General features: G+C 71.4%; 24 protein-coding genes and 1 tRNA gene. 12 read left to right on the top strand and 13 right to left on the bottom strand.

Annotated features, from left to right (window positions below; all coding sequences use genetic code 11):
* Positions 1-33: 33 nt before the first annotated feature.
* Positions 34-363, top strand: a complete 330-nt coding sequence (locus ABC270_RS04700) for a hypothetical protein (RefSeq protein WP_412879746.1) — start codon at positions 34-36, stop codon at positions 361-363.
* Positions 364-390: 27 nt separating this feature from the next.
* Here ABC270_RS04700 and ABC270_RS04705 read toward each other — a convergent pair whose 3' ends face one another.
* Positions 391-678, bottom strand: a complete 288-nt coding sequence (locus ABC270_RS04705) for a GNAT family N-acetyltransferase (protein WP_412879747.1) — start codon at positions 676-678, stop codon at positions 391-393.
* 72 nt (positions 679-750) lie between these two features.
* On the opposite strand from ABC270_RS04705, the gene ABC270_RS04710 reads away from it, so the two are divergent.
* Entirely contained in the window at positions 751-2109 is a 1359-nt protein-coding gene (locus ABC270_RS04710; RefSeq protein ID WP_412879748.1) for a hypothetical protein, read from the top strand.
* A 43-nt stretch (positions 2110-2152) separates the two neighbouring features.
* On the top strand, positions 2153-3025 hold the full coding sequence (locus ABC270_RS04715; RefSeq protein WP_412879749.1) for a DNA-methyltransferase: 873 nt from the start codon (positions 2153-2155) through the stop codon (positions 3023-3025).
* A gap of 33 nt (positions 3026-3058) precedes the next feature.
* On the opposite strand, the gene ABC270_RS04720 is transcribed toward ABC270_RS04715, so the two are convergent.
* From ABC270_RS04720 to ABC270_RS04755, 8 genes are all read right to left on the bottom strand, one after another.
* Positions 3059-5527, bottom strand: a complete 2469-nt coding sequence (locus ABC270_RS04720) for an MDR family MFS transporter (RefSeq protein WP_412879750.1) — start codon at positions 5525-5527, stop codon at positions 3059-3061.
* A 138-nt stretch (positions 5528-5665) separates the two neighbouring features.
* Positions 5666-7285 carry a phosphoglucomutase (alpha-D-glucose-1,6-bisphosphate-dependent) gene (gene pgm / locus ABC270_RS04725; RefSeq protein ID WP_412879751.1) on the bottom strand — a complete coding sequence of 540 codons (1620 nt, stop codon included), beginning with the start codon at positions 7283-7285 and terminating at the stop codon, positions 5666-5668.
* 175 nt (positions 7286-7460) lie between these two features.
* A complete protein-coding gene (locus ABC270_RS04730; RefSeq protein WP_412879752.1) occupies positions 7461-7766 on the bottom strand; it encodes a hypothetical protein in 306 nt (101 codons plus the stop codon).
* Positions 7767-7827: 61 nt separating this feature from the next.
* Positions 7828-8490, bottom strand: coding sequence for a methyltransferase domain-containing protein (locus tag ABC270_RS04735; RefSeq protein WP_412879753.1), 663 nt, complete (start codon positions 8488-8490; stop codon positions 7828-7830).
* A complete protein-coding gene (locus ABC270_RS04740; RefSeq protein WP_412879754.1) occupies positions 8487-9122 on the bottom strand; it encodes a TIGR04282 family arsenosugar biosynthesis glycosyltransferase in 636 nt (211 codons plus the stop codon). Before ABC270_RS04740 ends, ABC270_RS04735 begins: the two co-directional genes overlap by 4 nt.
* Complete coding sequence (locus tag ABC270_RS04745) at positions 9119-9934, bottom strand: glycosyltransferase family 2 protein (RefSeq protein WP_412879755.1); 816 nt, start codon at positions 9932-9934, stop codon at positions 9119-9121. The genes ABC270_RS04740 and ABC270_RS04745 overlap by 4 nt, the downstream gene beginning before the upstream one ends.
* A gap of 391 nt (positions 9935-10325) precedes the next feature.
* Positions 10326-11393: an NAD-dependent epimerase/dehydratase family protein gene (locus ABC270_RS04750; RefSeq protein ID WP_412879756.1), complete on the bottom strand. Its 1068-nt coding sequence runs from the start codon at positions 11391-11393 to the stop codon at positions 10326-10328.
* Complete coding sequence (locus tag ABC270_RS04755; RefSeq protein WP_412879757.1) at positions 11390-12232, bottom strand: MTAP family purine nucleoside phosphorylase; 843 nt, start codon at positions 12230-12232, stop codon at positions 11390-11392. The genes ABC270_RS04750 and ABC270_RS04755 overlap by 4 nt, the downstream gene beginning before the upstream one ends.
* Positions 12233-12369: 137 nt before the next feature.
* On the opposite strand from ABC270_RS04755, the gene ABC270_RS04760 reads away from it, so the two are divergent.
* The 7 genes from ABC270_RS04760 (at position 12370) to ABC270_RS04790 (ending at position 18331) form a co-directional block, all read left to right on the top strand.
* On the top strand, positions 12370-13593 hold the full coding sequence (locus ABC270_RS04760; protein WP_412879758.1) for a molybdopterin molybdotransferase MoeA: 1224 nt from the start codon (positions 12370-12372) through the stop codon (positions 13591-13593).
* The gene (gene moaC / locus ABC270_RS04765) at positions 13594-14067 is read left to right on the top strand and encodes a cyclic pyranopterin monophosphate synthase MoaC (RefSeq protein WP_412879759.1); all 474 of its coding nucleotides are present in this window, start codon (positions 13594-13596) and stop codon (positions 14065-14067) included.
* On the top strand, positions 14064-14576 hold the full coding sequence (locus tag ABC270_RS04770) for a molybdopterin-binding protein (protein ID WP_412879760.1): 513 nt from the start codon (positions 14064-14066) through the stop codon (positions 14574-14576). Before moaC ends, ABC270_RS04770 begins: the two co-directional genes overlap by 4 nt.
* Positions 14573-15013, top strand: a complete 441-nt coding sequence (locus tag ABC270_RS04775; protein WP_412879761.1) for a molybdenum cofactor biosynthesis protein MoaE — start codon at positions 14573-14575, stop codon at positions 15011-15013. Before ABC270_RS04770 ends, ABC270_RS04775 begins: the two co-directional genes overlap by 4 nt.
* 122 nt (positions 15014-15135) lie before the next feature.
* On the top strand, positions 15136-15717 hold the full coding sequence (locus ABC270_RS04780; protein ID WP_412879762.1) for a hypothetical protein: 582 nt from the start codon (positions 15136-15138) through the stop codon (positions 15715-15717).
* Between the two features lie 129 nt (positions 15718-15846).
* Positions 15847-16245, top strand: coding sequence for a PLDc N-terminal domain-containing protein (locus ABC270_RS04785; protein ID WP_412879763.1), 399 nt, complete (start codon positions 15847-15849; stop codon positions 16243-16245).
* A 169-nt stretch (positions 16246-16414) separates the two neighbouring features.
* Complete coding sequence (locus tag ABC270_RS04790) at positions 16415-18331, top strand: ABC-F family ATP-binding cassette domain-containing protein (RefSeq protein ID WP_412879764.1); 1917 nt, start codon at positions 16415-16417, stop codon at positions 18329-18331.
* Positions 18332-18454: 123 nt separating this feature from the next.
* On the opposite strand, the gene ABC270_RS04795 is transcribed toward ABC270_RS04790, so the two are convergent.
* Both ABC270_RS04795 and ABC270_RS04800 read right to left on the bottom strand, forming a co-directional pair.
* Complete coding sequence (locus tag ABC270_RS04795) at positions 18455-18895, bottom strand: VOC family protein (RefSeq protein ID WP_412879765.1); 441 nt, start codon at positions 18893-18895, stop codon at positions 18455-18457.
* A 108-nt stretch (positions 18896-19003) separates the two neighbouring features.
* Entirely contained in the window at positions 19004-19498 is a 495-nt protein-coding gene (locus ABC270_RS04800) for a MarR family winged helix-turn-helix transcriptional regulator (protein WP_412879766.1), read from the bottom strand.
* Positions 19499-19592: 94 nt separating this feature from the next.
* On the opposite strand from ABC270_RS04800, the gene ABC270_RS04805 reads away from it, so the two are divergent.
* Positions 19593-19664 (top strand) — tRNA-Gln (locus ABC270_RS04805).
* 240 nt (positions 19665-19904) lie between these two features.
* Here ABC270_RS04805 and ABC270_RS04810 read toward each other — a convergent pair.
* Together ABC270_RS04810 and ABC270_RS04815 are read right to left on the bottom strand one after the other, a co-directional pair.
* Complete coding sequence (locus tag ABC270_RS04810; RefSeq protein WP_412879767.1) at positions 19905-21728, bottom strand: hypothetical protein; 1824 nt, start codon at positions 21726-21728, stop codon at positions 19905-19907.
* Positions 21725-22705 carry a hypothetical protein gene (locus ABC270_RS04815; RefSeq protein WP_412879768.1) on the bottom strand — a complete coding sequence of 327 codons (981 nt, stop codon included), beginning with the start codon at positions 22703-22705 and terminating at the stop codon, positions 21725-21727. Before ABC270_RS04815 ends, ABC270_RS04810 begins: the two co-directional genes overlap by 4 nt.
* Before the next feature lie 373 nt (positions 22706-23078).
* Between ABC270_RS04815 and ABC270_RS04820 the strand changes: the two genes are divergently transcribed.
* The gene (locus ABC270_RS04820; RefSeq protein ID WP_412879769.1) at positions 23079-23648 is read left to right on the top strand and encodes a helicase associated domain-containing protein; all 570 of its coding nucleotides are present in this window, start codon (positions 23079-23081) and stop codon (positions 23646-23648) included.
* Positions 23649-23652: the final 4 nt, after the last annotated feature.

The following is a 23652-nucleotide window of genomic DNA, read 5'->3' on the forward strand; positions in this document are numbered from 1 at the left end:
TCGGGACCGGGACGTCCACGTAGCGTCGTGCACGTGAACTGGTTGATCCTCCTGGGGGCGGTGGCCGCAGCGGTCGTCGCGATGTGGGTCGCCGATCGCGTGGGTTGGATCGACCTGTCGAACAAGGCCACGCGCTCGGGCGGCTCGGGCGGCGTGGTCTCGATGATGGACGAGGTCTTCGCGCCGACCCGGCACGAGGCCCAGGCCGTGTACGAACGGCAGGCGCGTCTGCCGCGGGAGGCCCCGACGCCCGCCGACGACGACCACGACCTGCTCAGCGGTCACGTGCTCATCAGGGTGCCGGGGACCCGGGCGGACCGACGGCACGAGGTCCGTGCCGGAACGCACGACCGCACGTACTGACCGACCCCGGACGACCACGGCCGCGGCTCAGCGTGCGGTGAGCTCCTGGTAGTCCGGGTGCCGCTCGATCCAGGCCTTCACGTAGCTGCACTGCGGCACGACGGAGCGGGACGAGTTCGCGCGGACGTCGTCGAGCGCTGCCTGCACGAGCATCGAGGCGTGGCCGCCCCCGCGGTGCTCGGGATCCACCTCCGTGTGCACGAACCGGATCTCGTCGCCCTCGATCTCGTACGCGGCGAGTCCGATCACCTCTCCGTCCTCGACGAGGGAGTACTGCTGCTGCTCGGTGTCGTTCCGGACCTCGGGTGTCGCCATGCGCCCGACGCTACGCTGCACCTCCCGAAGAAGGGGCTGTGAACCGTCCGGGTGGAGCACTAGCCTCCGGACGTGCAGCACGACGCGCTCCCGTTCCGCTTCCGGACCGCTCCCGGCTGGCCTCAGCCCTCCGACGACTGGGTCGCCCGGCACCCGCTCGTGGAACCCGCGCCGGGGTGGACGCCCGCTCCGGGCACGCCTCCGGCTCCGGACGGTTGGGTCTTCTGGCGGACCGACCGGCGTGCACTCCGTGCGTTCCTCCCGCCGTCCGCTCGGGGCCTGGTCGTCGTGCGCGCGGTCGGCGCCGTGCTCGCGCTGCTCGGCCTGGTCGCGGGCATCGTCGCGTCGGTCGCCGGAAGCGTCCTCGCCTTCGCCGTGCTGCCCGTGCTCATCGCCGGCGTCGCGATGGTGGTCGTGGCCGGGGCGCGGCTGCTCGACGTCCGGGCCGCGACGATCCGGCAGGTCACTGCGATCGTCCGCCCCGACGACGACGATCCCGCGAGCGACTCAGCGTGGGACGTGCCCGGCGCGGCCCCCTTCCGTGCAGCCGACCGGGCGGCGTCCGACCGCCGGCTCCGTCGGTCCGGAGCCCGGGCGCTCGCCCTCCTCTCCGGCGCGGCCGCACTCGTGCTCGTCGCCGGCGTGAGCGCCGCGGCGGTCCCGACTTCCCGCGCCCTGGTCGACGTGGCCGACCGAGCCCAGGTCAGCGCCGCGCAGCAGGGCGGTCAGGACGACGGCTCCGGGACGCAGGGCACCGCCCCCGACGACGGCTCCGGCGGTCAGGCAGCGCCCGACGACGGCACCGGAACGGACCACGGCGACGGGTGGAAGGACCCGCAACCGTTCGTGACGCGGGACGGCGCGGTCACGATCGCGTTCCTCGGCGACGACGAGAGCACCGAGGCCACCTGCGGCACGGTGGGGGATGCCGACCAGGGCTGCTGGTCCTGGTACGCCACCGGCGAGTGCGACGGCCAGCTCGCCGTGACGATCGGGTTCTCGGCGACCGAGGACGGTGCGGAGACCCGGACCGTCCACCGGACGCTCGACGTCTCGAAGGCCACCCCGGCCGCGTTCGTCGAGACGGGCAGCGAGCAGTACGCCGCCATCGAGGACGCCGCGTGCACCGACACCCCGCCGCGCTCCCCGATGGGCATCACCGACAAGACGGCGCTCGACCCGGGTACGGCGGCGGGGACGTGGCCGGTCGCGTGCGACGACCTCGGGTGCGCGGGCTGGACGATCACCTCCGACCAGAGCTGCGCCGATGCCCAGGCCGTCTACCGCGTCGATGACCCGGTGGGGATCCTCGGCGGCCCGCACGCGGTCGCGGTGGAGTCGCCCGTGGTCGCCGGCCGACCCGTCACGATCTACGTCGCCGGGGTCCTCGACCAGGACGACGCACAGCTCGAGCAGCTCACCTGCCGCTGACCCCGTGCACCGGTCGTGCCCGACCGTACGCGAGGATGGACCCGTGCACGACGACCGCGGACCGGACAGGGTGGTCCACGGGGACGCCCTCGACGTCCTGCCGACCCTCGACGACGGCTCCTTCACGCTGGTCTACCTCGACCCGCCGTTCAACACGGGCCGCAAGCAGCGTCGGCACGCGAGCACGGCGGTCCGGCGCACGGAGGACGTGACGGCGACCCCCGGTCGTCGCGAGACCGTCACGGGGTTCCGCGGCGGCTCCTACGAGCGGGTCCGGGGCGACCTGCTCCGCTTCGACGACCGCTTCGACGACTACTGGTCGTTCCTCGAGCCGCGGCTGCTCGAGGCGTGGCGGGTCCTGGCCGACGACGGGACGCTCTACCTGCACCTCGACTACCGGGAGTCGCACTACGCGAAGGTGCTGCTCGACGCGCTCTTCGGCCGCGAGTCGTTCCTCAACGAGATCGTCTGGGCCTACGACTTCGGCGCGAAGGCGAAGACCCGGTGGCCGACCAAGCACGACACGATCCTCGTGTACGTGAAGGACCCCGACCGGTACCACTTCGACTCGGCGGCGGTCGACCGCGAGCCGTACATGGCACCGGGGCTCGTCACGCCCGAGCAACGGGAGCGCGGCAAGCTGCCGACCGACGTGTGGTGGCACACGATCGTGTCGCCCACCGGCCACGAGAAGACCGGCTACCCGACGCAGAAGCCCGAGGGCGTCCTCCGGCGCATCGTCCAGGCGTCCTCGCGCGAGGGCGACTGGGTGCTCGACTTCTTCGCCGGCAGCGGCACGACCGGCGCCGTCGCAACGGCACTCGGCCGGCGCTACGTGCTCGTCGACGACAACGCCGCCGCTGTCGAGGTCATGCGTCGACGCCTGCCCGGCGCGACGTTCTCCGTCGCCGACTGACGACGGAGAACGCGCGGCTGGTCGGGCGGTCGGCTACTCGGCCGAGTGACGGCCGTGCGGGTGGTCGCCGTGGTCCGGCCGGGAGGCACGGTTCGCCTCCGCCGGGTCGGGCTGCTGTGCCGACGTGGTCGTCTCCTGGTCGGACGCCGCCGCTCCGTCGGCCGGCGCGGCGTGCGCCGGACGGGTCCGGACCGTGCCCGTCGTCGTCGGCGGCTCGTCCACCGGCGCTGCCGCCGAGTGCGCGCCGTGGGTCGTGGCACCGGGCAGCGGGGCACGCGTGTCCGCGGAGGTGGGAGCCGACCGTCCGTCGGACGCGACCGGCGTGACGGTGGAGGCCGTGCCTCCCGGCCGGTCCTGACGCGGCACGGAGACGTCCGGCGACGTCGGCACCACGTCCATCGACCCGGTGTGCGGCGTGACGAGCGAACCCGTGTTCGCGGCGGCCTCCTGCGCGTCGGCGGTGAGGCGGTCCTGCCCGTCCTTCGCGGCGTTGGCCTGCTCCTGGAGGGCCGAGACCTTGCGGAGCGGCGGGACGCGGAAGAACCACGTGAGGACGAACGCGAGCAGGATCACGCCGAGCCCGACGTAGTAGACGGTGACCGCGGAGCTGCTGAACCCGACCAGGAACGAGCGGGTGAGCCGCGGGTCCGCGCCGTTGAGGAACGAGGTGTCGCTGGTCGTCGAGGAGGTCGACGAGCTCGTCGTGCCCTTCTCGAGCTGCTTCTTGATCGTCGGGGCGACCTCGTCGACGACGTTCTTCCGCTGCGTGGCGTTCGAGTAGTCGACCTGGACGGTGCCGTCGACGACCTCGGCCTTCGCCTTGGACGCCACCTGCTCGAGCGCCTGCTGCTCGGCGTCCGACTTCGCGGCGGAGACCTGCTCGGCGATGACGGAGTCAGCGGACGCCGCCGGGATCTGACCGGCGGCGACGGCCTGCTGCACCTTGGCGGTGACCTGCTTCGTGACGGCCTTGTCCGCGGCGGCCTTGGCCTTCGCAGCACCCTCGTTGAGCTGGTCCTGCACGTTCGACTGGATCGGGTCGACGATCCGGTTCCAGATCTGGTCCATGACCGCCTTGTTCTCCGAGGCGTTCGCGACGGAGGGGGTGAGCGCGGCGTTGAGGCTGCTCTTCAGCGTGGACTCGTTCTGCAGCGCCGTCGTGATGTTCGTCGGCATGAGCGAGAACAGGACGGAGAGCAGGACGGCCGTGCCCATGGTGCCGCCGATCTGGCGGAAGAAGGTCGCGGCGCTGGTGGCGACGCCGATGTCCCGAGGCGACACCGAGTTCTGCGCGGCGAGGGTCAGCGTCTGCATGAGCTGACCGAGTCCGAGGCCGATGCCGAACATGCCGAGCATGAGGAACCACAGCGGGCTGTCCGCCGTGAGGAACGTCAGCACCGTGAAGCCGATCGCGGTGAACGCGGTCCCCGTGACCGGGAAGACCTGGTACTTGCCCGTGCGGGAGATGATCTGACCCGAGGCGATCGACGCGATCATCAGGCCGAGGACCATCGGCAGCATCGCGAAGCCGGACTCGGTCGGCGTGACGCCCTTCACGATCTGCAGGTACAGCGGGATCGTGAGCATGGCGCCGAACATGCCGAAACCGACGAGCACGCTGAGGACCGCGGCCATCGAGAACACGTGCGAGCCGAAGAGCTTCAACGGCAGGATCGCGTTGTCGCCCATGGCCCGCTCGACGATGACGAACGCGATGAGCCCGGCGGCACCGATGCCGTAGCAGGCGAACGCGCCCACCGAGCTCCAGCCCCAGTCGCGGCCCTGCTCGGCGATGAGGAGCAGCGGGACGAGCGTGACGATGACGAGCGCCGCACCCCACCAGTCGATCCGCGGCTTGCCGCGGTCGCCGAACTTCGGCAGGTGCAGGAACGTCGTCACCATGATCAGCGCGATGATGCCGATCGGGACGTTGATGAGGAAGACCCAGCGCCAGCCGGCGATGAAGACGATCTCCGACGCGCCGGCGAAGAGGCCGCCGACGAGCGGGCCGATGACCGACGAGATGCCGAACACGGCGAGGAAGTACCCCTGGTACTTCGCGCGCTCGCGGGGAGCGAGCATGTCGCCCATGATCGCGAGGGGCAGCGACATCAGGCCACCGGCGCCGAGGCCCTGCAGAGCGCGGAAGCCCGCGAGCATGAGCATCGAGGTCGAGAACGACGCGAGCAGCGACCCGACGATGAAGATGCCGATCGCGGTGAGGAACAGCGGGCGACGGCCGAAGATGTCGGACAGCTTGCCGTAGATCGGCGTGGTGATCGTCGACGCGATCAGGTAGCCGGTGGTCACCCACGCCTGCTGGTCGAGGCCGTGGAGGTCGTCACCGATGGTGCGGATCGCGGTGCCGACGATCGTCTGGTCGAGGGCACCGAGGAACATGCCGGCCATGAGGCCGTAGATCACCAGCAGGATCTGCCGGTGGTTCATCACGGCGTTCGAGGACGTCGTGGGAGCCGCGGGTGCGGTCGCGGTCTGGGTCATGTGCAGGTCTCCCGAAACTTTGCGCTGGGTGCAAAGTTACAACCTCCGCAAGGCGAAGGTCCGCCCGGAGCCCGTTCCTGAGTGGATCGGCAGTCCTCCGGCTGCTGCCGACCAGCCGGAGGCTACGCCGGTGTCCCCCTACGCGCCGAGTGCTGCGTCGACGATCTCCTTGGCCTCGCGCTGGACCTGCTCGAGGTGCTCCTGTCCGACGAAGCTCTCGGCGTAGATCTTGTAGACGTCCTCGGTGCCGGACGGCCGGGCGGCGAACCACGCCTTGTCCGTGACCACCTTGACGCCGCCGACCGCCGCGTCGTTGCCCGGGGCCTTCGAGAGCTTCGCCGTGATCGGGTCGCCCGCGAGCGTGTCAGCGGCGATGGCGTCGCCGTCGAGCTTCGAGAGCCGTGCCTTCTGCTCCTTGCTCGCCGCGGCGTCGACCCGCTGGTACACGGGGGCGCCGAACCGCTCGGTCAGCTCGGCGTAGAGCTGGGACGGGGTCTTGCCGGTCACCGCGATGATCTCCGATGCGAGGAGCGCCAGGATGATGCCGTCCTTGTCGGTCGTCCACGCGGTGCCGTCCTTGCGGAGGAAGCTCGCACCGGCGGACTCCTCGCCGCCGAACGCCACCGAGCCGTCGATCAGGCCGGGCACGAACCACTTGAACCCGACCGGGACCTCCCACAGCCGGCGCCCGAGTGACTCCGCGACCCGGTCGATGATGCTCGACGAGACGAGGGTCTTGCCGATCGCGGCGTCGTCGCGCCACTCGGGCCGGTGGGCGTACAGGTACTCGATCGCGACCGCGAGGTAGTGGTTCGGGTTCATCAGGCCGGCGTCCGGGGTCACGATGCCGTGTCGGTCGGAGTCGGCGTCGTTGCCCGTCAGCACGTCGAACTCGTCCTTGCGGGCGACCACCGACGCCATCGCGCTCGCGCTCGACGGGTCCATGCGGATCTTGCCGTCCCAGTCGAGGGTCATGAACGCCCACGTCGGGTCGACCTCGGGGTTCACCACCGTGAGGTCGAGACCGTAGTGGTCACGGATGCGCTCCCAGTACGGCAGCGACGCCCCGCCGAGGGGGTCGGCACCGATCCGGACCCCGGCGCGCTTGATCGCGTCGATGTCGATGATGTTCTCGAGGTCCGCCACGTAGGAGCCGAGGTAGTCGTAGCCCTCGGCCGCGGTGTCGTCCTGGCGGCGCACCTCGGCGTTGCCGCCGGCGATGATGGCGTTCGCGCGGTCGGCGATCCAGCTCGTGGCGTCGCTGTCGGCCGGGCCGCCGTGCGGGGGGTTGTACTTGAAGCCGCCGTCGCGGGGCGGGTTGTGGCTCGGCGTGATGACGATGCCGTCCGCGGTGTCCGGGTTGCCGGCGCGGTTGTAGGCGATGATCGCGTGGCTGAGGGCCGGGGTCGGGACGAAACCGTCCGCGCTGTCGGCGAGCACCCGGACACCGTTCGCGGCGAGGACCTCGAGCGCGGTCCGCTCGGCCGGGGCCGAGAGTGCGTGGGTGTCGCGACCGATGAAGAGCGGTCCGTCGGTGCCCTGCTCGGTGCGGTACTCGACGATCGCCTGGGTGATCGCGGCGATGTGGGTGTCGTTGAACGCGGTGTCGAGGGACGAGCCGCGGTGCCCGGAGGTGCCGAACACGACCTTCTGCTCGGGGATCGAGACGTCCGGCACACGCTCGTGGTACGCGGCGATGAGGGCGTCGAGGTCGACGAGGTCGTCGGCGGTCGCGGGGGTTCCGGCGCGGTCGTTCATGTCCCCATCCTGGCACCCGGTGGTGGTGCGCGTGCTGGTCGTCCGTCCCCGGCGCGCGCGACGGACCGCGCGGTGTCTGCGGGAACGAAGCGAGCGGCCGCCCGACCCGGATCGGTGGGGGGAACGATCCGGTGGGCGACCGCTCGCGGTCTGGGGTTGCGCCGTCCGGCTGGGCTCAGGCGGTGCGGAACGAGCCGGTCGCGGTGCGGAGCGAACCCGTCGCCGTGCGGAACGAGCCGGTCGCGGTGCGGAGCGAACCCGTCGCCGTGCGGAACGAGCCGGTCGCGGTCCGGACGGAGCCGGTGGCCGTCCCGTGGTCGGACTGCGCGTCGACGAAGCGCCCGAGCGGACGGGCGACGGTGACGCCGGTGTAGGTGCCGAGGGGACGCTGCGCCGCGGTGACGGTGTAGGCGCCGAGCTCGTCGCGCCGCGTGGTGCCACTCACGAACGAGCCGCCGAAGGGGAAGTCGCGGTTCTGCATGAGACTCAGCCTAGCCGCTTTTCTTGCACGGTGCAAAAGAAGCGGTCGACGGTGTGTCCGGTCAGGCGATGAGTTCGCAGAACGTGCGGCCCTCGGCCGTCCAGCTCTGCCGGGCGAGCAGTCCCGCGTCCGCCGCGTGGCCGTGCAGGGCGTCGAGACCGACCTCGGCCCACGGGAACGCGGCGCTCTCGTGACCGTCGGTGTCCACCACGCGGGCGGTGTACGTCCGGTCGGCGGAACGATCCGGGTTCGTCTCGACGACGACGCGGCCGCCGACGCGCACGATCGCCCGGCACCGGGCGAGGAGGCCCGTCGGGTCGCCGCCGATGCCGATGTTCCCGTCGATCACGAGCGCGGTGTCCCAGTGGCCTTCGTCGGGCACCGGGTCGAAGACCGAGCCCTGCACCGCGTGGCCGCCGGAGCGGCGGGCGATCGCGACGGCCTCGGCGGAGACGTCCACACCGAGCGACGGCAGGCCCACGGCCCGCGCGGCGACGAGCATCCTGCCGGGGCCGCAGCCGATGTCGATGACCGGACCGTCGGCGTCGTCGAGCAGCGAGCGGTCGACCCGGTCGGCGGCGGCGCTCCACCTGCTGACGTCCATCGTGGTGACCGTGCCGGGTCGGCTCGGGTCCGTCAAGCGGAGACGTCCGTCGGAGCGCAGGGCGCGGGCGTACGGCTCGCCGCCCCCGGCGCCGAAGGTCATCGGGGCGTGCATGGTCATCGGGCACCTCCGGAAGGCGTGCGCTCGGCCGCGAGTGCGGCGGCGAACGCGGAGTCGGGAGCGAGTTCGGCCACCCGGTCGGCGTCGGCGATCTCGTCCACGTCGAGCAGGGGAGTGAGGTCGCCGACGTCGAGGCCGGCGTTCCCGAGTCGGGCGCGCTGCACGGCTCCGGTGTCGTCGCGGGACATCGGCACACCGCGGATGAGCGAGCCGTCCGGAACGTGCAGGTAGAGCGCCCAGAAGCCGCCGTCCTCGGCCGGACCGAACCACGCGTCGCGCTCCGGGTGCTCGAACACCGCGGCGAGGTCGTCCGGACGCACCTGCGGCGTGTCCATGCCGATCAGCAGGAGTGGCCCCTGCACCGCGTCGAACAGGGTCCCGAGGCGCTCGTCGAGGTCGCCCGCCGGTTGGGGGAGGACGTGGAAGCCCTCGGCCGCTGCCGGGACGACCTCACCGTCGAAGAACAGGATGCGACGCGCGGCCGGGAGGGCACGCACCGTCGCGAGGGTGTCCGACAGGCTGGCGGCCGCCACCCGGGCGGCGCCCTCGGGACCGAGCGCCGGGATGAGCCGGGTCTTCACCCGGCCGGGTAGGCACTCCTTGGCGACCACCGCGACGGTCACGGCGGTCACGAGCGGACGCCTTCGACCGGACCGGCCACGCGCTCGAGGGGAGCGGGGTCGGCGGGGGTGGGGCGGGCCTCCAGGCCGGTCGGACCGGGCTGTGCTGACGAGCCGGTGGTGGTGTCCACGGACGGGCGGACGGCGGTGCCCGGACGGCGCTCGCCGGAGCGGTAGGCGCGGAGCAGCCGCGACATGTCCCGCACGGCGTTGATCGTCCCGCGGAGCGTGCCGGTCACCTTGCTGTCGCCGATGCGCTGCGCGTAGCCGATGTCGCTCTCGTCGACACGGAGGCCGGCGGCGTGCGCGGCGAGCACCATCTCGAGCGGGTAGCCGCTGCGGCGGTCCTGCAGGTCGAGGGCGACGAGCTGTTCGCGGCGCATCACCCGCATCGGGCCGAGGTCGCGGAGGCGGTAGCCGGTGGCACGGCGCATGAGGATCGCCAGCACCCGGTTCGCGAAGCGCGCGTGCGGGGCCCATGCGCCGCGGGCGGTCGGGACACGTCGGCCGAGGGCGAGGTCGGTGCGACCCGACACCACCCGGTCGAGGAGGCCCGGAAGTTCGGCCGGGTCCATCGAGGCGTCCGCGTCGCAGAACGCCACGAAGTCGGCGGTCGCGGCCGCGAGACCGGCGGCGCACGCCGAGCCGAAGCCGCGGCGGGGTTCCGTGACGACGAGGGCGCCGTGTGCGCGGGCGACGTCGGCGGACCCGTCGGTCGAGCCGTTGTCGACGACGATCGCCCGGTAGCCCTGCGGGAGCCGCCCGATCACGCGGGGGAGGGCGTCGGCCTCGTCGAGGCACGGCAGGATCACGTCGACGTTCATGCCGTCTGTTCGGTGCGGACGGCCGGATCGACGGGGATCACCGTGCGGATCGGGGTTCGCGGGGCTCGCGGGCGTCGACATGGACCCCACGGTGCCCGAGCGCCCTGACCGGAACCGGGCCGGCGTGTACCCCGGTGTCCGCTTGTCGTGTCCCCCGATGTGGGGCGGGGCCGTCGGCCGGGGCTCGGCCGGGCCGCCGGGCGAGGCTGGGCGGGCGGGGTCGGCCGGCCCGTCGGGGCCGAGTCTCGTGGTGGGCGACCGCTCTCGGGGTCCGGCGTGCGAGGAGTGTCGCAGGGCCCGGGTCTCGAGCCCGCGGCTGCGGGTCCCGGGTCCGCTCCGGGTCGCACCGCGCGCCGCGGCGTCAGCGCACCCCGCACCGCGCGCCGCGGCGTCAGCGCACCGCGGCCCGCAGCGGCGCCGTCGCGAACTCGCGCATGCCCCGCTCGAAGTCGACCTCGGCGTGCCAACCGAGCTCCCGGCCGATGCGCTCCGACGACGCCGTGACGTGCCGGACGTCCCCGAGCCGGTACTCGCCCGTCACGACCGGCTGCGGACCGTCCGGCCCGGCGATCGCCGCCGCCATCTCGCCGATGGTGTGGACGGTGCCCGAGCCGACGTTGTACGCCCGGAAGGAGTCGTCCGGCAGGTCGGCCGTCGCCGCGATCGATGCCGCGTTGGCACCCGCGACGTCGTCCACGTGCACGAAGTCCCGTCGCTGCCGGCCGTCCTCGAACACCCGCGGGGCCTCACCCCGTGCGAGCGCCGAGCGGAACAGGGACGCGACACCCGCGTACGGCGTGTTCGCGGGCATGCCCGGGCCGTAGACGTTGTGGTAGCGGAGCGCGATGGCCCGGCCGCCGGTGGCCCGTGCCCACGAGGACGCCAGGTGCTCCTGCGCCACCTTCGTCTGCGCGTACACGTTGCGGGGGTCGAGCGCGGCGTCCTCGTCGATGAGCCCCGGCACGAGCGGTTCGCCGTCGGACCCGATCGGGTCGAACCGGCCGGCGTCGAGGTCCTCGCGTCGCCGCGCCGGCGGCCGGGTCGGTGCGCCGGCGGCGGTCGCGTACGCACCCTCGCCGTAGACGACCATCGAGCTCGCGACCACCAGTCGGCCGATGCCGTACCGGTCCATCGCGGCGAGGACGTGCGCCGTCCCGGTGTCGTTCGAGGACACGTAGTCCGGGGCGTCCTGGAAGTCGACGCCGAGCCCGACCTTCGCGGCCTGGTGACAGACGACGTCGATCCCGTCGAGGGCGGCGTCGAGGACGGTGTCGTCGCGGACGTCCCCCCGGACGAAGTCCACGCCCTCGGGGACGGGGGCGTGCCCTGCGCCGGCGTCGCCGTGCACGTCGGGCCGGAGCGAGTCCAGCACCCGGACCTCGTGGCCCTCGGTCAGTGCCCGCCGGACGATCGCGGAGCCGATGAACCCCGCGCCGCCGGTGACGAGCAGGCGGGTCACGCGTCGCCCTCGGCCACCGGCATCGCCAGCACGGCCTCGCTCGCTGTCGACGGCACGAGCTCGCGCGGCGCGAAGTCCTCGGGGATCGCCGCGACGATCGAGCCGATCGCCCGCACGATGACCTCGTTCGCCCGCTGCAGCCGCTCCATGACGGCCGCGTGCGTCACCGGCGCGTCGTCCGGGCCCGCCGCGAGCTCGAGGCCGGCGTCCGCGTCGGTCACGAACGACAGGTTCACCGTGCCGATGCCGAGCTCCGCGGCGAGGGGGACCTCCGGTGTCATCGTCATATTGATCGTGTGACCGCCCGCCTCGCGCATCCACACCGACTCCGCGCGGGTCGAGAACCGCGGGCCCTGGATGACGACGCAGGTCCCGGTCGGGCGGTGCGGCACGCCGAGGGCGGCGACGGCCTCGACGGCGGCGTCCCGGAGCACGGGGTCGAAGGGATCGGCGAACGACAGGTGCTGTACGTCGTCCTCGAAGAAGGTGTCGGCGCGGCCCCAGGTCCGGTCGATGAGCTGGTCCGTGACGACGAACGTGCCCGGCGCGTAGTCCGGGTGGAGGCCTCCGACGGCACTCGACGAGACGATCGCGCGGACGCCGAGCGACCGGAGCGCCCAGGTGTTCGCGCGGTGGTTGATGCGGTGCGGTGCGACCGAGTGCGACCGGCCGTGCCGGGTGAGGAACGCCACGCGCCGACCCGACATCGTGCCGATGCTGATCGGGCTGGAGGTCTCGCCGAACGGGGTGGCGACCGTCCGCTCCTCGGCCGTGCCCGCCTCGAACAGCTCGTACAGGCCCGATCCACCGATCACACCGATCGTCACGTCGTTCTCCACAGGTCCTCCGAATCGTCCTCGGCGCGGGATGCGCGCTGGATACGCTACTGACGCTCCCTGACGGAGGTTCCGTCGGGCGGGTCCGCCACACGACTTCGGAGGGCACAGTGCGAACGATCGGTCGACACGCGGAAGCGGTGGCTGCGCTCCTCGCTCCGGTCGCCGCCCGGCTCACGCCCGGCGCGCCCGACCACTCCGACCCTTCCGGCCTGGAGGCACTGCGCACCGTCGACCTCGCCGCCACAGCCACCGCGGGCGCACGTCGTCGGCTCGCCGGTCGCGTCGTCGCACCGGTCGCGCTCCCCGCGTTCGACAACAGCCAGATGGACGGCTTCGCCGTCCGCGCCGCCGACGCCGGCCGCACCGTCGCCGTAGGCGAGCCGATCCCCGCCGGCCGGGCACCCGCGCCGCTCGCTCCCGACACCGCTGCGCCGATCATGACCGGCGCGCGGATCCCCGATGGCGCCGACGCCGTCTTCCCCGTCGAACGCACCGACATCGGTGCGTTCCCCGCGGCGTTGGCCCTCCACAGCGTCCACGTGCCCGACGACGTCGCCGAGGGAGCCTTCGTCCGCACCGCGGGCTCCGACCTGCCCCGCGGCGGGGTCGTCGCCGAGGCCGGTGCGTTCGTCACCCCGGCCCTCCTCGGGGCGCTCGCCGCTGCCGGGGTGGAGCGGGTCGACGTCGTCCGGCCGGTCCGGGTGCTCGTCGTCAGCACCGGTTCCGAACTCGTCGGTGTCGACGTCCACGGTGCCGGCATCGGCGACGCGAACGGCGTGGCCCTGACCGCAGCGCTCGCCGAGGTCGGCGCCGATGCCCGGACGGTCGTGGTCCCCGACGACGAGACCGCATTCCTCGCGGGCGTCACCGGAGCCGTCGGCGACTGGGCCGACCTCGTCCTGACCACCGGTGGGATCAGCGCGGGTGCGTACGAGGTCGTGCGGCAGGCACTCGAGCCGCGCGGACTCGAGGTGACGCCGGTCGCGATGCAACCCGGTGGTCCGCAGGCGCTCGGGACGGTGTCGTTCGGCGACCGGGCCGTCCCCGTGGTCGCGTTCCCCGGGAACCCCGTCTCGGCGCTCGTCTCGTTCGAGGTGTTCCTCCGCCCGGTCCTCGCCCCGCTCGTCGGGCTCCCGGCCGACCGGCCCGTGCAGGTGCTCCCCGCGGCCGAGGCCGCCGTGTCGCCCGAGGGGAAGCACCAGGTCCGGCGCGGCAGGGTGGAGGACGGCCGCGTCCACCTCGTCGGCGGGCCGAGCTCCCACCTGCTCGCGCACTACGCCGCCGCGACGCACCTCGTCCACGTCCCCGTCGGCACCGCCGCTGTCGAACCGGGCGACCTGCTCACCGTCTGGAGTCTGTAGATGACCGACCTCTCCCACGTCCGCGCCGACGGATCGGCCCACATGGTCGACGTGTCCGACAAGGACGTCACCGACCGGTCGGCCACCGCGGCCGCGACCCTCGTGACCCGGCCCGACGTCGTCGCCCGGATCCTCGACGGCTCCCTGCCCAAGGGCGAGGTCATCGGCACCGCCCGCATCGCCGCGATCATGGCCGTGAAGAAGACGTCGGACCTCGTCCCCCTCTGCCACCCGCTGCCGATCTCCGGGGTGCAGGTCGACATCACGGGCACCGACGACCGGGTCGTGGTCGAGGTGTCGGTGCGCACCACGTCGCGCACCGGCGTCGAGATGGAGGCCCTGACCGGTGCCAGCGTCGGCGCGCTCACGGTGTACGACATGGTGAAGGCGGTCGACCGATCGGCGACGATCACCGACGTCCGCGTGCTCGAGAAGCACGGTGGCCGGTCGGGCGACTGGAAGGCGGACCGATGACCTCCGAACCGACGAAGGGCCGCGCGGCGGTGCTCGTCGTGTCCACGCAGGCTGCGGCGGACGCCGCGCTCGACCGCACCGGACCGGCCATCGCCGGCTGGCTCCGCGAGCGCGGCTTCACGGTGTCGGAACCGACGATCGTCCCCGACGGTGGTCCGATCGCCGAGACGATCACGGGTGCGGTCCTGGCCGGAGCCCGGGTCGTCATCACCACGGGGGGCACCGGCGTCACCCCCACCGACCGCACGCCCGAAGCCGTCGCACCGCTGCTCGACCTCGAGCTCCCGGGCATCGTCGAGGAGATCCGGCGCCGAGGCGTCGTCGGGGCCGGGCCGACCGCCCTCCTCAGCCGCGGAGTCGCCGGGATCGCCGCCGGTGGAGCGTTGGTCGTCACCCTGCCCGGCTCCCGGGGCGGTGTGGCCGACGGGCTCGACGTCCTCGACGGCCTGCTCGACCACGTGCTCGCCCAGCTCCACGGTGACGGGCACGCCCCGCGGAGCGCCTCGTGACCGGGGCACCGGCTTCCGGCCGGGTCCTGCTCGCCGACGTCGTCGACCGCGACGTGACGGTCGAGGAGACGAGCACCGCCGTGGCGTCCGACCGTGACGGCGCCGTCGTGACCTTCGCCGGGGTCGTCCGCGACCACGACGGCGGCAAGGGCGTCACCGCGCTCGACTACGAGGGCCACCCGACCGCCGCCGCCGTGCTCCGCGAGGTCGCCGAGACGATCGCGTCGGAGCACCCCGACGTCCGGATCGCCGTCCTGCACCGGGTCGGAGCCCTCGTCGTCGGGGACGTCGCGCTCGCCGCGGCCGTCGCCTCCCCGCACCGCGCGCAGGCCTTCGCTGCCTGTGCGGCCCTCATCGACCTCGTGAAGGAACGCACCCCGATCTGGAAGCACCAGCGCTTCCTCGACGGCACCGACGAGTGGGTCGCCGCGCTCTGACGGATCCTCGGTCCACGTGGTTCGATCAGGGGATCAGGGGATCAGGGGATCAGGGGATCAGGGGATCAGGGGATCAGGGGCACAGGGGCACAGGGGCACAGGGGCACAGTCGAGGGGGCACGATGACCGACACCGTCGAAGGGGCTGAACAGCGCTGGGCCGTGGCCCGAGCTCGGGCACTGGACGTGCTCGTGCTGCCGGCTCCCCGCCGGTTCTCCGTCGCCCTCGCGATCGCGCTGCTCGTGCTCCCCGCGGTGCTCGTCCTCGTCGTCGGCCTCGCGTTCCCGCCGTACTCGACCGGACGGGGGGCCGTCGCGTGGACCGGATCGATCGCGTACGCGGTCGTCCTCGCCGCGTCGCTGGCCGTGGAGTCGGGGAACCGCCGACGCGGCCGCGTGTCGCCCCCGGTGACGGACGTCCTGCTCCCGAGGGAGCAGCACGCCGTCCGCCGGGTGATCCGCGAGCGCGAGCGCGCACCCGAGGACCGACTCGACATCGTCCGCGCCGCCGCGGTCCAGCGGGCCCGGACGCCGACCATCGCGCTCCAGGCAGCGATCGTCACGTTCGGCGCCGCCGCCGTGCTCGTCGCCGGAGACTTCTGGCTGCTCAACGCCGGGTGGGCCGTGGTGGGACTCGGATCGGGGGCGATCTCGGTCCGTTCGGCGTTCCTCGCCCAGCGGTACCTCGACCACGCGGCCGAGTGACGCACCCGCGCTCGTTCGCGTCCGCGCGACTACCCTGTACGCCGTCGCAGGAGACCGTTGCCCGATCGCAACTCCGGCACGCGTTCGGGGCGTAGCCGGGCTCTCGGCCGCTCCATAGACTTCGTCCTCATGAGCGTGCTGCTGTACGGGGCGGGGACCCTCCTGCTCGTCTTCGCCCTGATCGACATCCTGACGAAGACGGACGCCGAGATCCGCGGCCTGCCGAAGCTCGCCTGGGTCCTCATCTGCATCTTCGTCCCCGTCGTCGGCCCGATCGTGTGGTTCGCCGTCGGTCACGACTGGGCTCCGGGTGAGCGGAACCACGGCCGCTACATGGACCCCGTGCGCCACGAGGACCGGTACGCCACCCTCGGCGAGGCCCGCTCGGCCCACGGTGACAAGCGCGTCAGCGGCACCGAGCAGGAACTCGCCGACCTCGAGCGCGAGATCGAGTACTGGGAGGCGCAAGCGCGCCTGAAGCGCGCGAAGGAAGCAGCCGGCGAAGGCGACGCGACCCCGTCGAGCTGAGCCGCGCCCCCAGGCCGCTCCGTCGGAACCAGGTTCCGGACACAGCACCGCGCTTTTCCGTGGTGCTGTGTCCGAAACCTGGTTCCGCGAGCGCCGCCACTGACGCGAGCGCCGACGCCACTGACGCGAGCGCGACCGCGCACGCCGCGCGCCCCCGTACCCTTGTCTGGTGGCTCATCTCCTCGGCGCCGAGAACGTGCATCTCGAGTTCCCCACCCGTGTCGTCTTCGACAGCGTCACCCTCGGCATCGACGAGGGCGACCGCATCGGTGTGGTCGGCCGCAACGGTGACGGCAAGTCGACGCTCCTCGCCCTGCTGTCGAAGCGGATCGAGCCGGACGACGGCCGGGTCACGCACCGCCGCGGTCTGACGGTCGGGTACCTCGACCAGCGTGACGTCCTGCCGGCCGGAGCGACCGTCGGCGCGACCGTCGTCGGTGACCGGGCCGAGCACGAGTGGGCCGGCGACCCGACGATCCGCGACATCATCGGCGGTCTCGTCTCGGACATCCCGTGGGAGGCGAACGTCGACGACCTGTCGGGCGGCCAGCGGCGCCGGATCGCCCTCGCGAAGCTCCTCGTCGGCGACTGGGACGTGCTCTTCCTCGACGAGCCGACGAACCACCTGGACGTCGAGGGCATCCAGTGGCTCGCCGACCACATCAAGCGGCGGTGGTCGGCGAACCAGGGCGGGCTCGTCGTCGTGACGCACGACCGGTGGTTCCTCGATGCCGTCTCGACCGACACGTGGGAAGTCCACGACGGCATCGTCGAGCCGTTCGAGGGCGGCTACGCGGCGTACATCCTGCAGCGCGTCGAGCGTGACCGGCAGGCCGCGGCGTCCGAGCAGCGCCGCCAGAACCTCGCCCGCAAGGAGCTCGCGTGGCTCCGCCGCGGTGCCCCGGCCCGCACGAGCAAGCCGAAGTTCCGCATCGACGCGGCCAACGCCCTGATCGACGACGTCCCGCCGATCCGCGACACCGTCGCACTGTCGCAGATGGCGACGGCGCGCCTCGGCAAGGACGTCGTCGACCTGCTGGACGCCGGAGTGGCCTTCGGCGACGACGTCATCCTGCGGGACGTCGAGTGGCGGATCGCACCGGGGGAGCGCACCGGCATCCTCGGGCCGAACGGCGCGGGCAAGTCGACGCTCCTCAACCTGGTGTCCGGCAAGCTGCAGCCGACCACCGGTCGCGTGAAGACCGGCAAGACCGTGCAGGTCGCGGTGCTCGACCAGCAGCTCGCCGACCTCCAGCAGTACGCGGACGACCGTGTCCGCGAGGTCGTCGCCCGGAAGAAGACGAGCTACGTGGCCGACGGCAAGGAGATGACGCCGTCGCAGCTCCTCGAGCGGCTCGGCTTCACCTCCGCGCAGCTCTCGACGCCGGTCAAGGACCTCAGCGGTGGGCAGAAGCGACGCCTCCAGCTCATGCTCATCCTGCTCGACGAACCGAACGTGCTCATCCTCGACGAGCCCACGAACGACCTCGACACCGACATGCTCGCCGCGATGGAGGACCTCCTCGACACCTGGCCGGGCACGCTCCTGGTGGTCTCGCACGACCGGTACCTGCTCGAGCGCGTCACCGACCAGCAGTACGCCGTGCTCGGCGGGCACCTCCGGCACCTCCCCGGCGGGGTCGACGAGTATATGCGGTTGCGTGCGTCGGGCTCGGTGCCCGCGACCGCGTCGGCGGCTGCCGCCGCTGCTGCCGGGAGGCCCGACACGGCAGGCGGGACCGGCTCGGCCGGCAACGTGGCCGGGTCGGGGGCTGGGGCAGGGGCCGGTGGCGCATCGGGCGGTCCGGCTGCGACTGCCGGTGCGGCAGCCGCTGCGGCTGCTCCGTCCGCGCCGGCGCTCTCCGGGGCGGAGCGTCGCGCGGCCGAGAAGGAGATGTCGGCGCTCGACCGCCGGATCGCCCGCGTCGGTGCCGACCGGCAGGAGGTCCTCGACGCCTTCGCGGCCCACGACCAGTCCGACTACGCGGGCCTCGGTGCGTTGCAGGCCAAGCTCGGGGCGCTCGAGGCCGAGGTCGAGCAGCTCGAGGAGCGGTGGCTCGAGGTCGCGGAGCAGCTCGGGGTGTAGCGGTGCGCGGCCGCGCACGGACGATTCCTCGGTCCATGGTTCAGCGCGCATTCGCACAACCGAAGACCGTACGAACCACGCCGATCCGTGGTTCTCGGTGACGTCAGTTGTGCGGCGGTCCCGTCAGACGGCAGGCGACGCGTCCGCCGGCTCGCCGCCGCCCGGGTTCGCCACGACCTCCCAGAGGTGACCGTCCGGGTCCTGGAAGAAGCCGGAGTACATGCCCCACGGACGCATGTACGGCGCCGCGAGCATCGTCGCCCCCGCGGCCCGCGCCCGTTCGAGGAACGCGTCCGCCTCGGCCCGTGAGTCGACGAAGTGCCCGATCGTCGACGTCGGACCGTGCGGGAGGTCGACGCCGGAGTCGAGGGCCATGTCCTCGCGGGCGTAGACGCTCACGATGAGGCCGTCGTCGAGGGCGAACATCGCCGTCGTGCCGCCCGCCTGCGATTTCGTCCGGGGGTACTCGGTGCCGATGACGCCGCTGCCCTCGATGCCGAGCAGGGCGCGGTAGAACTCCGCGGAGCGCTCGACGTCGGCCACGGCCAGGGTGATCGCGTGCATGGCCGCAGGCTAGCCCGACTGGTCGCGCTCGGTCGCGCCTGGCCGCGCTTCGCCCCGCCTGGCCGCGCTCCGCTCCGCCTGCTGGCGCTCCGCCCCGCCTGGTCGCGGTCAGTCGCCGAGCCCGAGGATGAGTCGACGCAGCAGACCGGACAGCTGGGCCTGCTCCGGGCCCGACACCTCGTCGAGGATCGCGCGCTCAGCGTCGAGCAGGTCGGCGATCGCCGCGTCCACCGCTCGCCGTCCGGACGCCGTCAGCGCCACGAGGATCCCGCGTCCGTCCCTCGGGTCCGTCCGACGGCTCACGAGGCCTCGTGCCGCCAACCTATCGACGCGGTTCGTCATCGTGCCGCTCGACACCATGGTCTGCTGCAGCAGCGTCTTCGGGCTCAGCTCGTACGGTTCGCCCGCACGTCGGAGTGCCGAGAGGACGTCGAACTCCCACGGCTCGACGCCGCTCGCGTCGAACGCTGCCCGACGTGCCCGGTCGAGGTGTCGCGCCAGCCGGTCGACCCGCGAGAACACCTCGAGCGGGGCGAAGTCGAGGTCGTCGCGCTCCCGACCCCACGCCGCGACGATGCGATCGACCTCGTCCTCCTGCGGCATCCCCCCATCTTGGCCGAACCGGGAGCGCACGGCCACCGACCGCGGCATGGGAGGATGGTCGGGCACCCGGTGGGCTCCACCCCGTCGAGTGTGTTCCGCCTTGGTGTAACGGCAGCACGACGGCCTTTGGTGCCGTTAGGTCCGGGTTCGAATCCTGGAGGCGGAGCGCGGGGGTGTTCGGAGTTTTCGGCGATCTCAGTCGGAAAATTCGGGCGTGACATCAGGCCGAGGTGGAAAACCGCGCTCAGCTCCGCTCCCAGGGTCGCTCGTCCTGTTCCGACGACCGCTGGGGGGCGTACCGCGACGCGTGCCTTGGTCTGCGTTCGCTTCGAGGAACGACGAATACCCCCTGCCGGAGGTGGCGAGGGGGAGTTCAGGGTCTATGAAGTTTGGAGGCGCGGGCTCGTCAGTCCAGTAGTTGGAACTCTGGTAGCTGCGCGATTGCGTTGAAGCCGTTTCGAGTGTCGTGCTCGTCGAGGGTGAGGGTGCTCAGGCCGGCCTCGAACAGGGCGGGGCTGGTGTTGTTCATGCGGTTGATGGGCGCGAGGCTCAGTCGCTCCTTCAGCCACTCGATGATGCGAGCGAGGTTTGCGCTTGCAGCTGCGAATGCGGCGGCGAGCTCGACGAACCAGGGTCCGCGGACGCGACGCTTCATAGCCACTCCGAGGGCTTCGCGATCGGCGTCTTTGAGGCGCGAGTTGCCGTTCTCGACATTGTTGCGCTGGCCGAACCAGGCACGCTGCTCGTCGGAACCGTACTCGAACTCCTGGTGGTACTTCAGGTGGCGCTGATTCAACACACCCGGGCGATTGCTGAGGTTGCCCGGGACCTTGACGGTCTTCCCGGGCACTTTGAGTTCCACGACTTCGCCGGATTCGGGATCGAACTCGACCTCATCGCTCTTGAACGTGGGATAGGTGTACTGCCGGGCGCCCGTCTGGTCGAAGTTGCTGCGAGGCTTCAGATGGTACTTGCTGCGCGAGTTCCGACGCTTCGTCGCGAGTGCCTCGGCCTCAGCGCGAGCGGCGCTTTGCGCTTCTTCCGGTAACTCTTCAATGGCGGCAAGTCGTGCCTGGTGGGTTTGTTCGAGGAAAATGAGGGTTGAGGGCATGCACGCCATGTACCAGTTGCCGCCCACCATGATGAGCTTGTGACGGCCGTCTTTGCTGTTGTAGGACGCCTGGATGCCGAGTTCGGTCGTCTTGTAGTCCATAACGACCTTGACGCCAGCTTTCGCGAGCGGCCCTTGGAGGTCTTGAACTCGGGCGCCGGGGAAGTACGCGCGGTCGCCGATGAGTGTCTTGACGTCGATTCCGCGCGAGCGCATCGAGTTGTAGAGATGCAGCCCGTGTCCGCGAGTCTTGCCCGGCTTGTGCCCGCTGGTCGCGAGGAACAGGAGCGGGTATGTGAAGTCGCTTTCAGCAGGGTCGCGAGTCATGACCGCGAACTCGACCTCCCACCCAAACTTGCGCTTGCTCTTCTTGACTCCGGACCCGTCGTGATCGCCATCGCGCGTGTACCACCCGCAGTCGAAGTTCACCGAAACCGTATCGTTCGGGCCGATTGTCTTGTCACCCTTCTGGCTGCCGGAGACCTCCGCAAAGGTGGCGTCGATGGCGACAGCGCCCTTAAACCGTCGGCGGACGTCCCTCGGCAGGAAGTTGACCGAGCCGTCGATGAGGAGGTTCGTGAGCTCGAGCATTCGCGCGTGCCGTTTGGCCATCTGCTTACGCTCTCGACTCGCGACGAGGAGGTCGTAGTTCTTCTTCAGCATTCGCTCGCCCCGCTTCCCGGGGTGTCGGTCAGTGAGGGTTCGCAGGCGCTGGATCGCCTCCCAGAGGCGGCGGTACTGCGTAGCCTGGTGCGGAGAGAAATGAAGGATGCCAATGGCTTCGCGTTGCCGAACAGTCAAGGACATCGCGACTTCGGTCATCTTCTTGATGCTGACGCTTCGTCGAGCTCGCATCGTCACGAACATCAACTTCAGAAGGCTTGCTTCTGAGAAGAGTGCGCGACGTCCTCGATTCGAGCGACGTTCCTCACGCCGCCACTCCATCACTCGTTCTTCAATCGGTGCGCGGCTGAACAGGAGGACCGTCTCGTGGACAGCGAGTTCGAGTGGAACCACTTCGCCGACGCGCATGTACTTCCCCATGGGCACACCGAAGGCCTCGAGCATGAATCGCTCAGCATCTTCGTAGTCGTGGTGCTTGGGAAGCGGCGCGGTCATCGTGCCACCTCCGCGCGGAGCTGGCTGCGGTAGGAGTCGGTGTCCAGTGCCGGGACATGGGCGACGAGTTGGTCGAGGTGTTCGAACTTCGTGACGCCGGCGGCGGTCATGAGAGCGCGCATGTCGGTGCGGGCGATGAGGTGGGTGATGAGCCAGGTGTTCCGCATGCGGGTGGTGACGGGACCTGGTTCGTTGCCGCGATCGGTGTCGTAGAGGAACGTGGTGAGCGTACTGATGCCGTGCTTGACCCGCTTCGGCGACCCGAATACCCAGTGCTCCGGCTCGACCTCGGCAATGGAGTTGAGCAGGAGCGTCTCAAATCGGGCCAGGAGCGGAACGGTCCGGGCTCCCGCCGTGACGGTGACGAGGACACCCTCGGCGTCAGCGACGATGTCGCGGCGGCGGACCTGGAGGAGCTCGTTCGCTTTGAGCCCCGCTCCAGCGCAGAGCGCGAGGACGACGCCGGCGCTGCGCCGTCGTGCCGCGGTCGACTGGCCCGTCGCCCAGCTCTCAAGGAGGTGCAGGTCGAGGTCGTCGTACGGTGCTGCGGTGTTCTGCGGAGCCGTCGGCGCGAACTCCAGCGGCACCTCGCCGACGAGAACCTCGGACATGCGCATCAGAGCGGACCGGTACGTGCGACGTGTGGTGTCCGACCAGGTGACGTCGGTCCGGGTGATGTACCGCCGGATGATGACGGGGTGGAACACGACGGCGGTCTTCGCCGGGTATCCGTTGACGTTGACGACCCAGTCGACGAACGGTGCCGCAACGACGATGAGCCGGTCGGCGGGCTGAGCGATGCATGCTGCCGCGTCGGCCACTGCGCTGACTACGAAGTCCCGGACAACGCTCCATCGGTCGTCCGCGAACGTCGGGACGTACTTCACCGGTGTTTCTCCGCGTGCGAGGAACGACACGAGGGCGCGCAGCATCGGGGCGATGTACTGACGCAGCGAGCAAAGGATCTGGCGAGGCATGCCCGGCCTATGCAGGCGCAGTGAGATGAGCTGTGGGAAAGCGCTCCAGATTCTGATCTCGCTGCCTGCCGATCCGCATGCTCGCAGGGATCGGTGGGTACCGCTGCCGATGCGAACGGACGCGTGATGCCGGGCGTGTCGCCGCTTGTTTGCGCACGTGACGGTGACGTCGGCGTCGTACGCGTGACGCTCGCGATGTGCATGCGATCCGGGCGGCTCTCTGCTTCGGGGACTCAGAAAACGTAGTGATCTTCGCGGCCGTATTGGTCCTGTTTGCGGACCCCGCTCGTCTGCGACCCGCGCGTCGTTCAAGATCACGCCCGTTCCGCGCATACCCCCTCCGAGGCCGACCGCCGGCCTCGGAGAGGACCACATGCCCACCCCGACCGAGGCGCTCGCAACGCTCCACGCCGAGTACGCCGACCACGCAGCACAGCCAGCCCTGACGCTCACCCTCGACCAACGGCGCGGCGTGGCGTTTTACCTCGCCGACACCGATGACTCCGTCGAGGTTGAATCCTTCGTACGACGCTGGACCGACCGAGTGCACGACCTCGACGACTTCGTCGACGAGCACGGACGGATGCCCCGTGCCGACTCGACCCGTCCTCGCCCTGCGACCGCTGAGCAGACCCTCGTTGACGCCCTCACGTACTTCCGGCAGGTCGGCGCTGCGGGCGGCTACTGCTCGTACCAGGTTCGACGACTTGAAGCGGTGCCGGGCTTCGCCTGGAACCCCCGGGACGCTCAGTGGTCATCGATGCTCGCCGCGCACCAGCAGTTCTGGGTCGATCATCAGCGACCGCCGCGTCGTCGCGCGACCGACCCTGCCGAGGTGACGATCGGACGGTGGGTTGCCCAGCAACGAGCCCAGCACGCCCGCGGCCGCCTGCTGCCCGAACGCGAACAGCAGCTCCGGGCAGCACGGTTCCGTGTCCTCTGATGGA

This window comes from Curtobacterium phoenicis, assembly GCF_047238015.1.
Lineage (GTDB): Bacteria > Actinomycetota > Actinomycetes > Actinomycetales > Microbacteriaceae > Curtobacterium.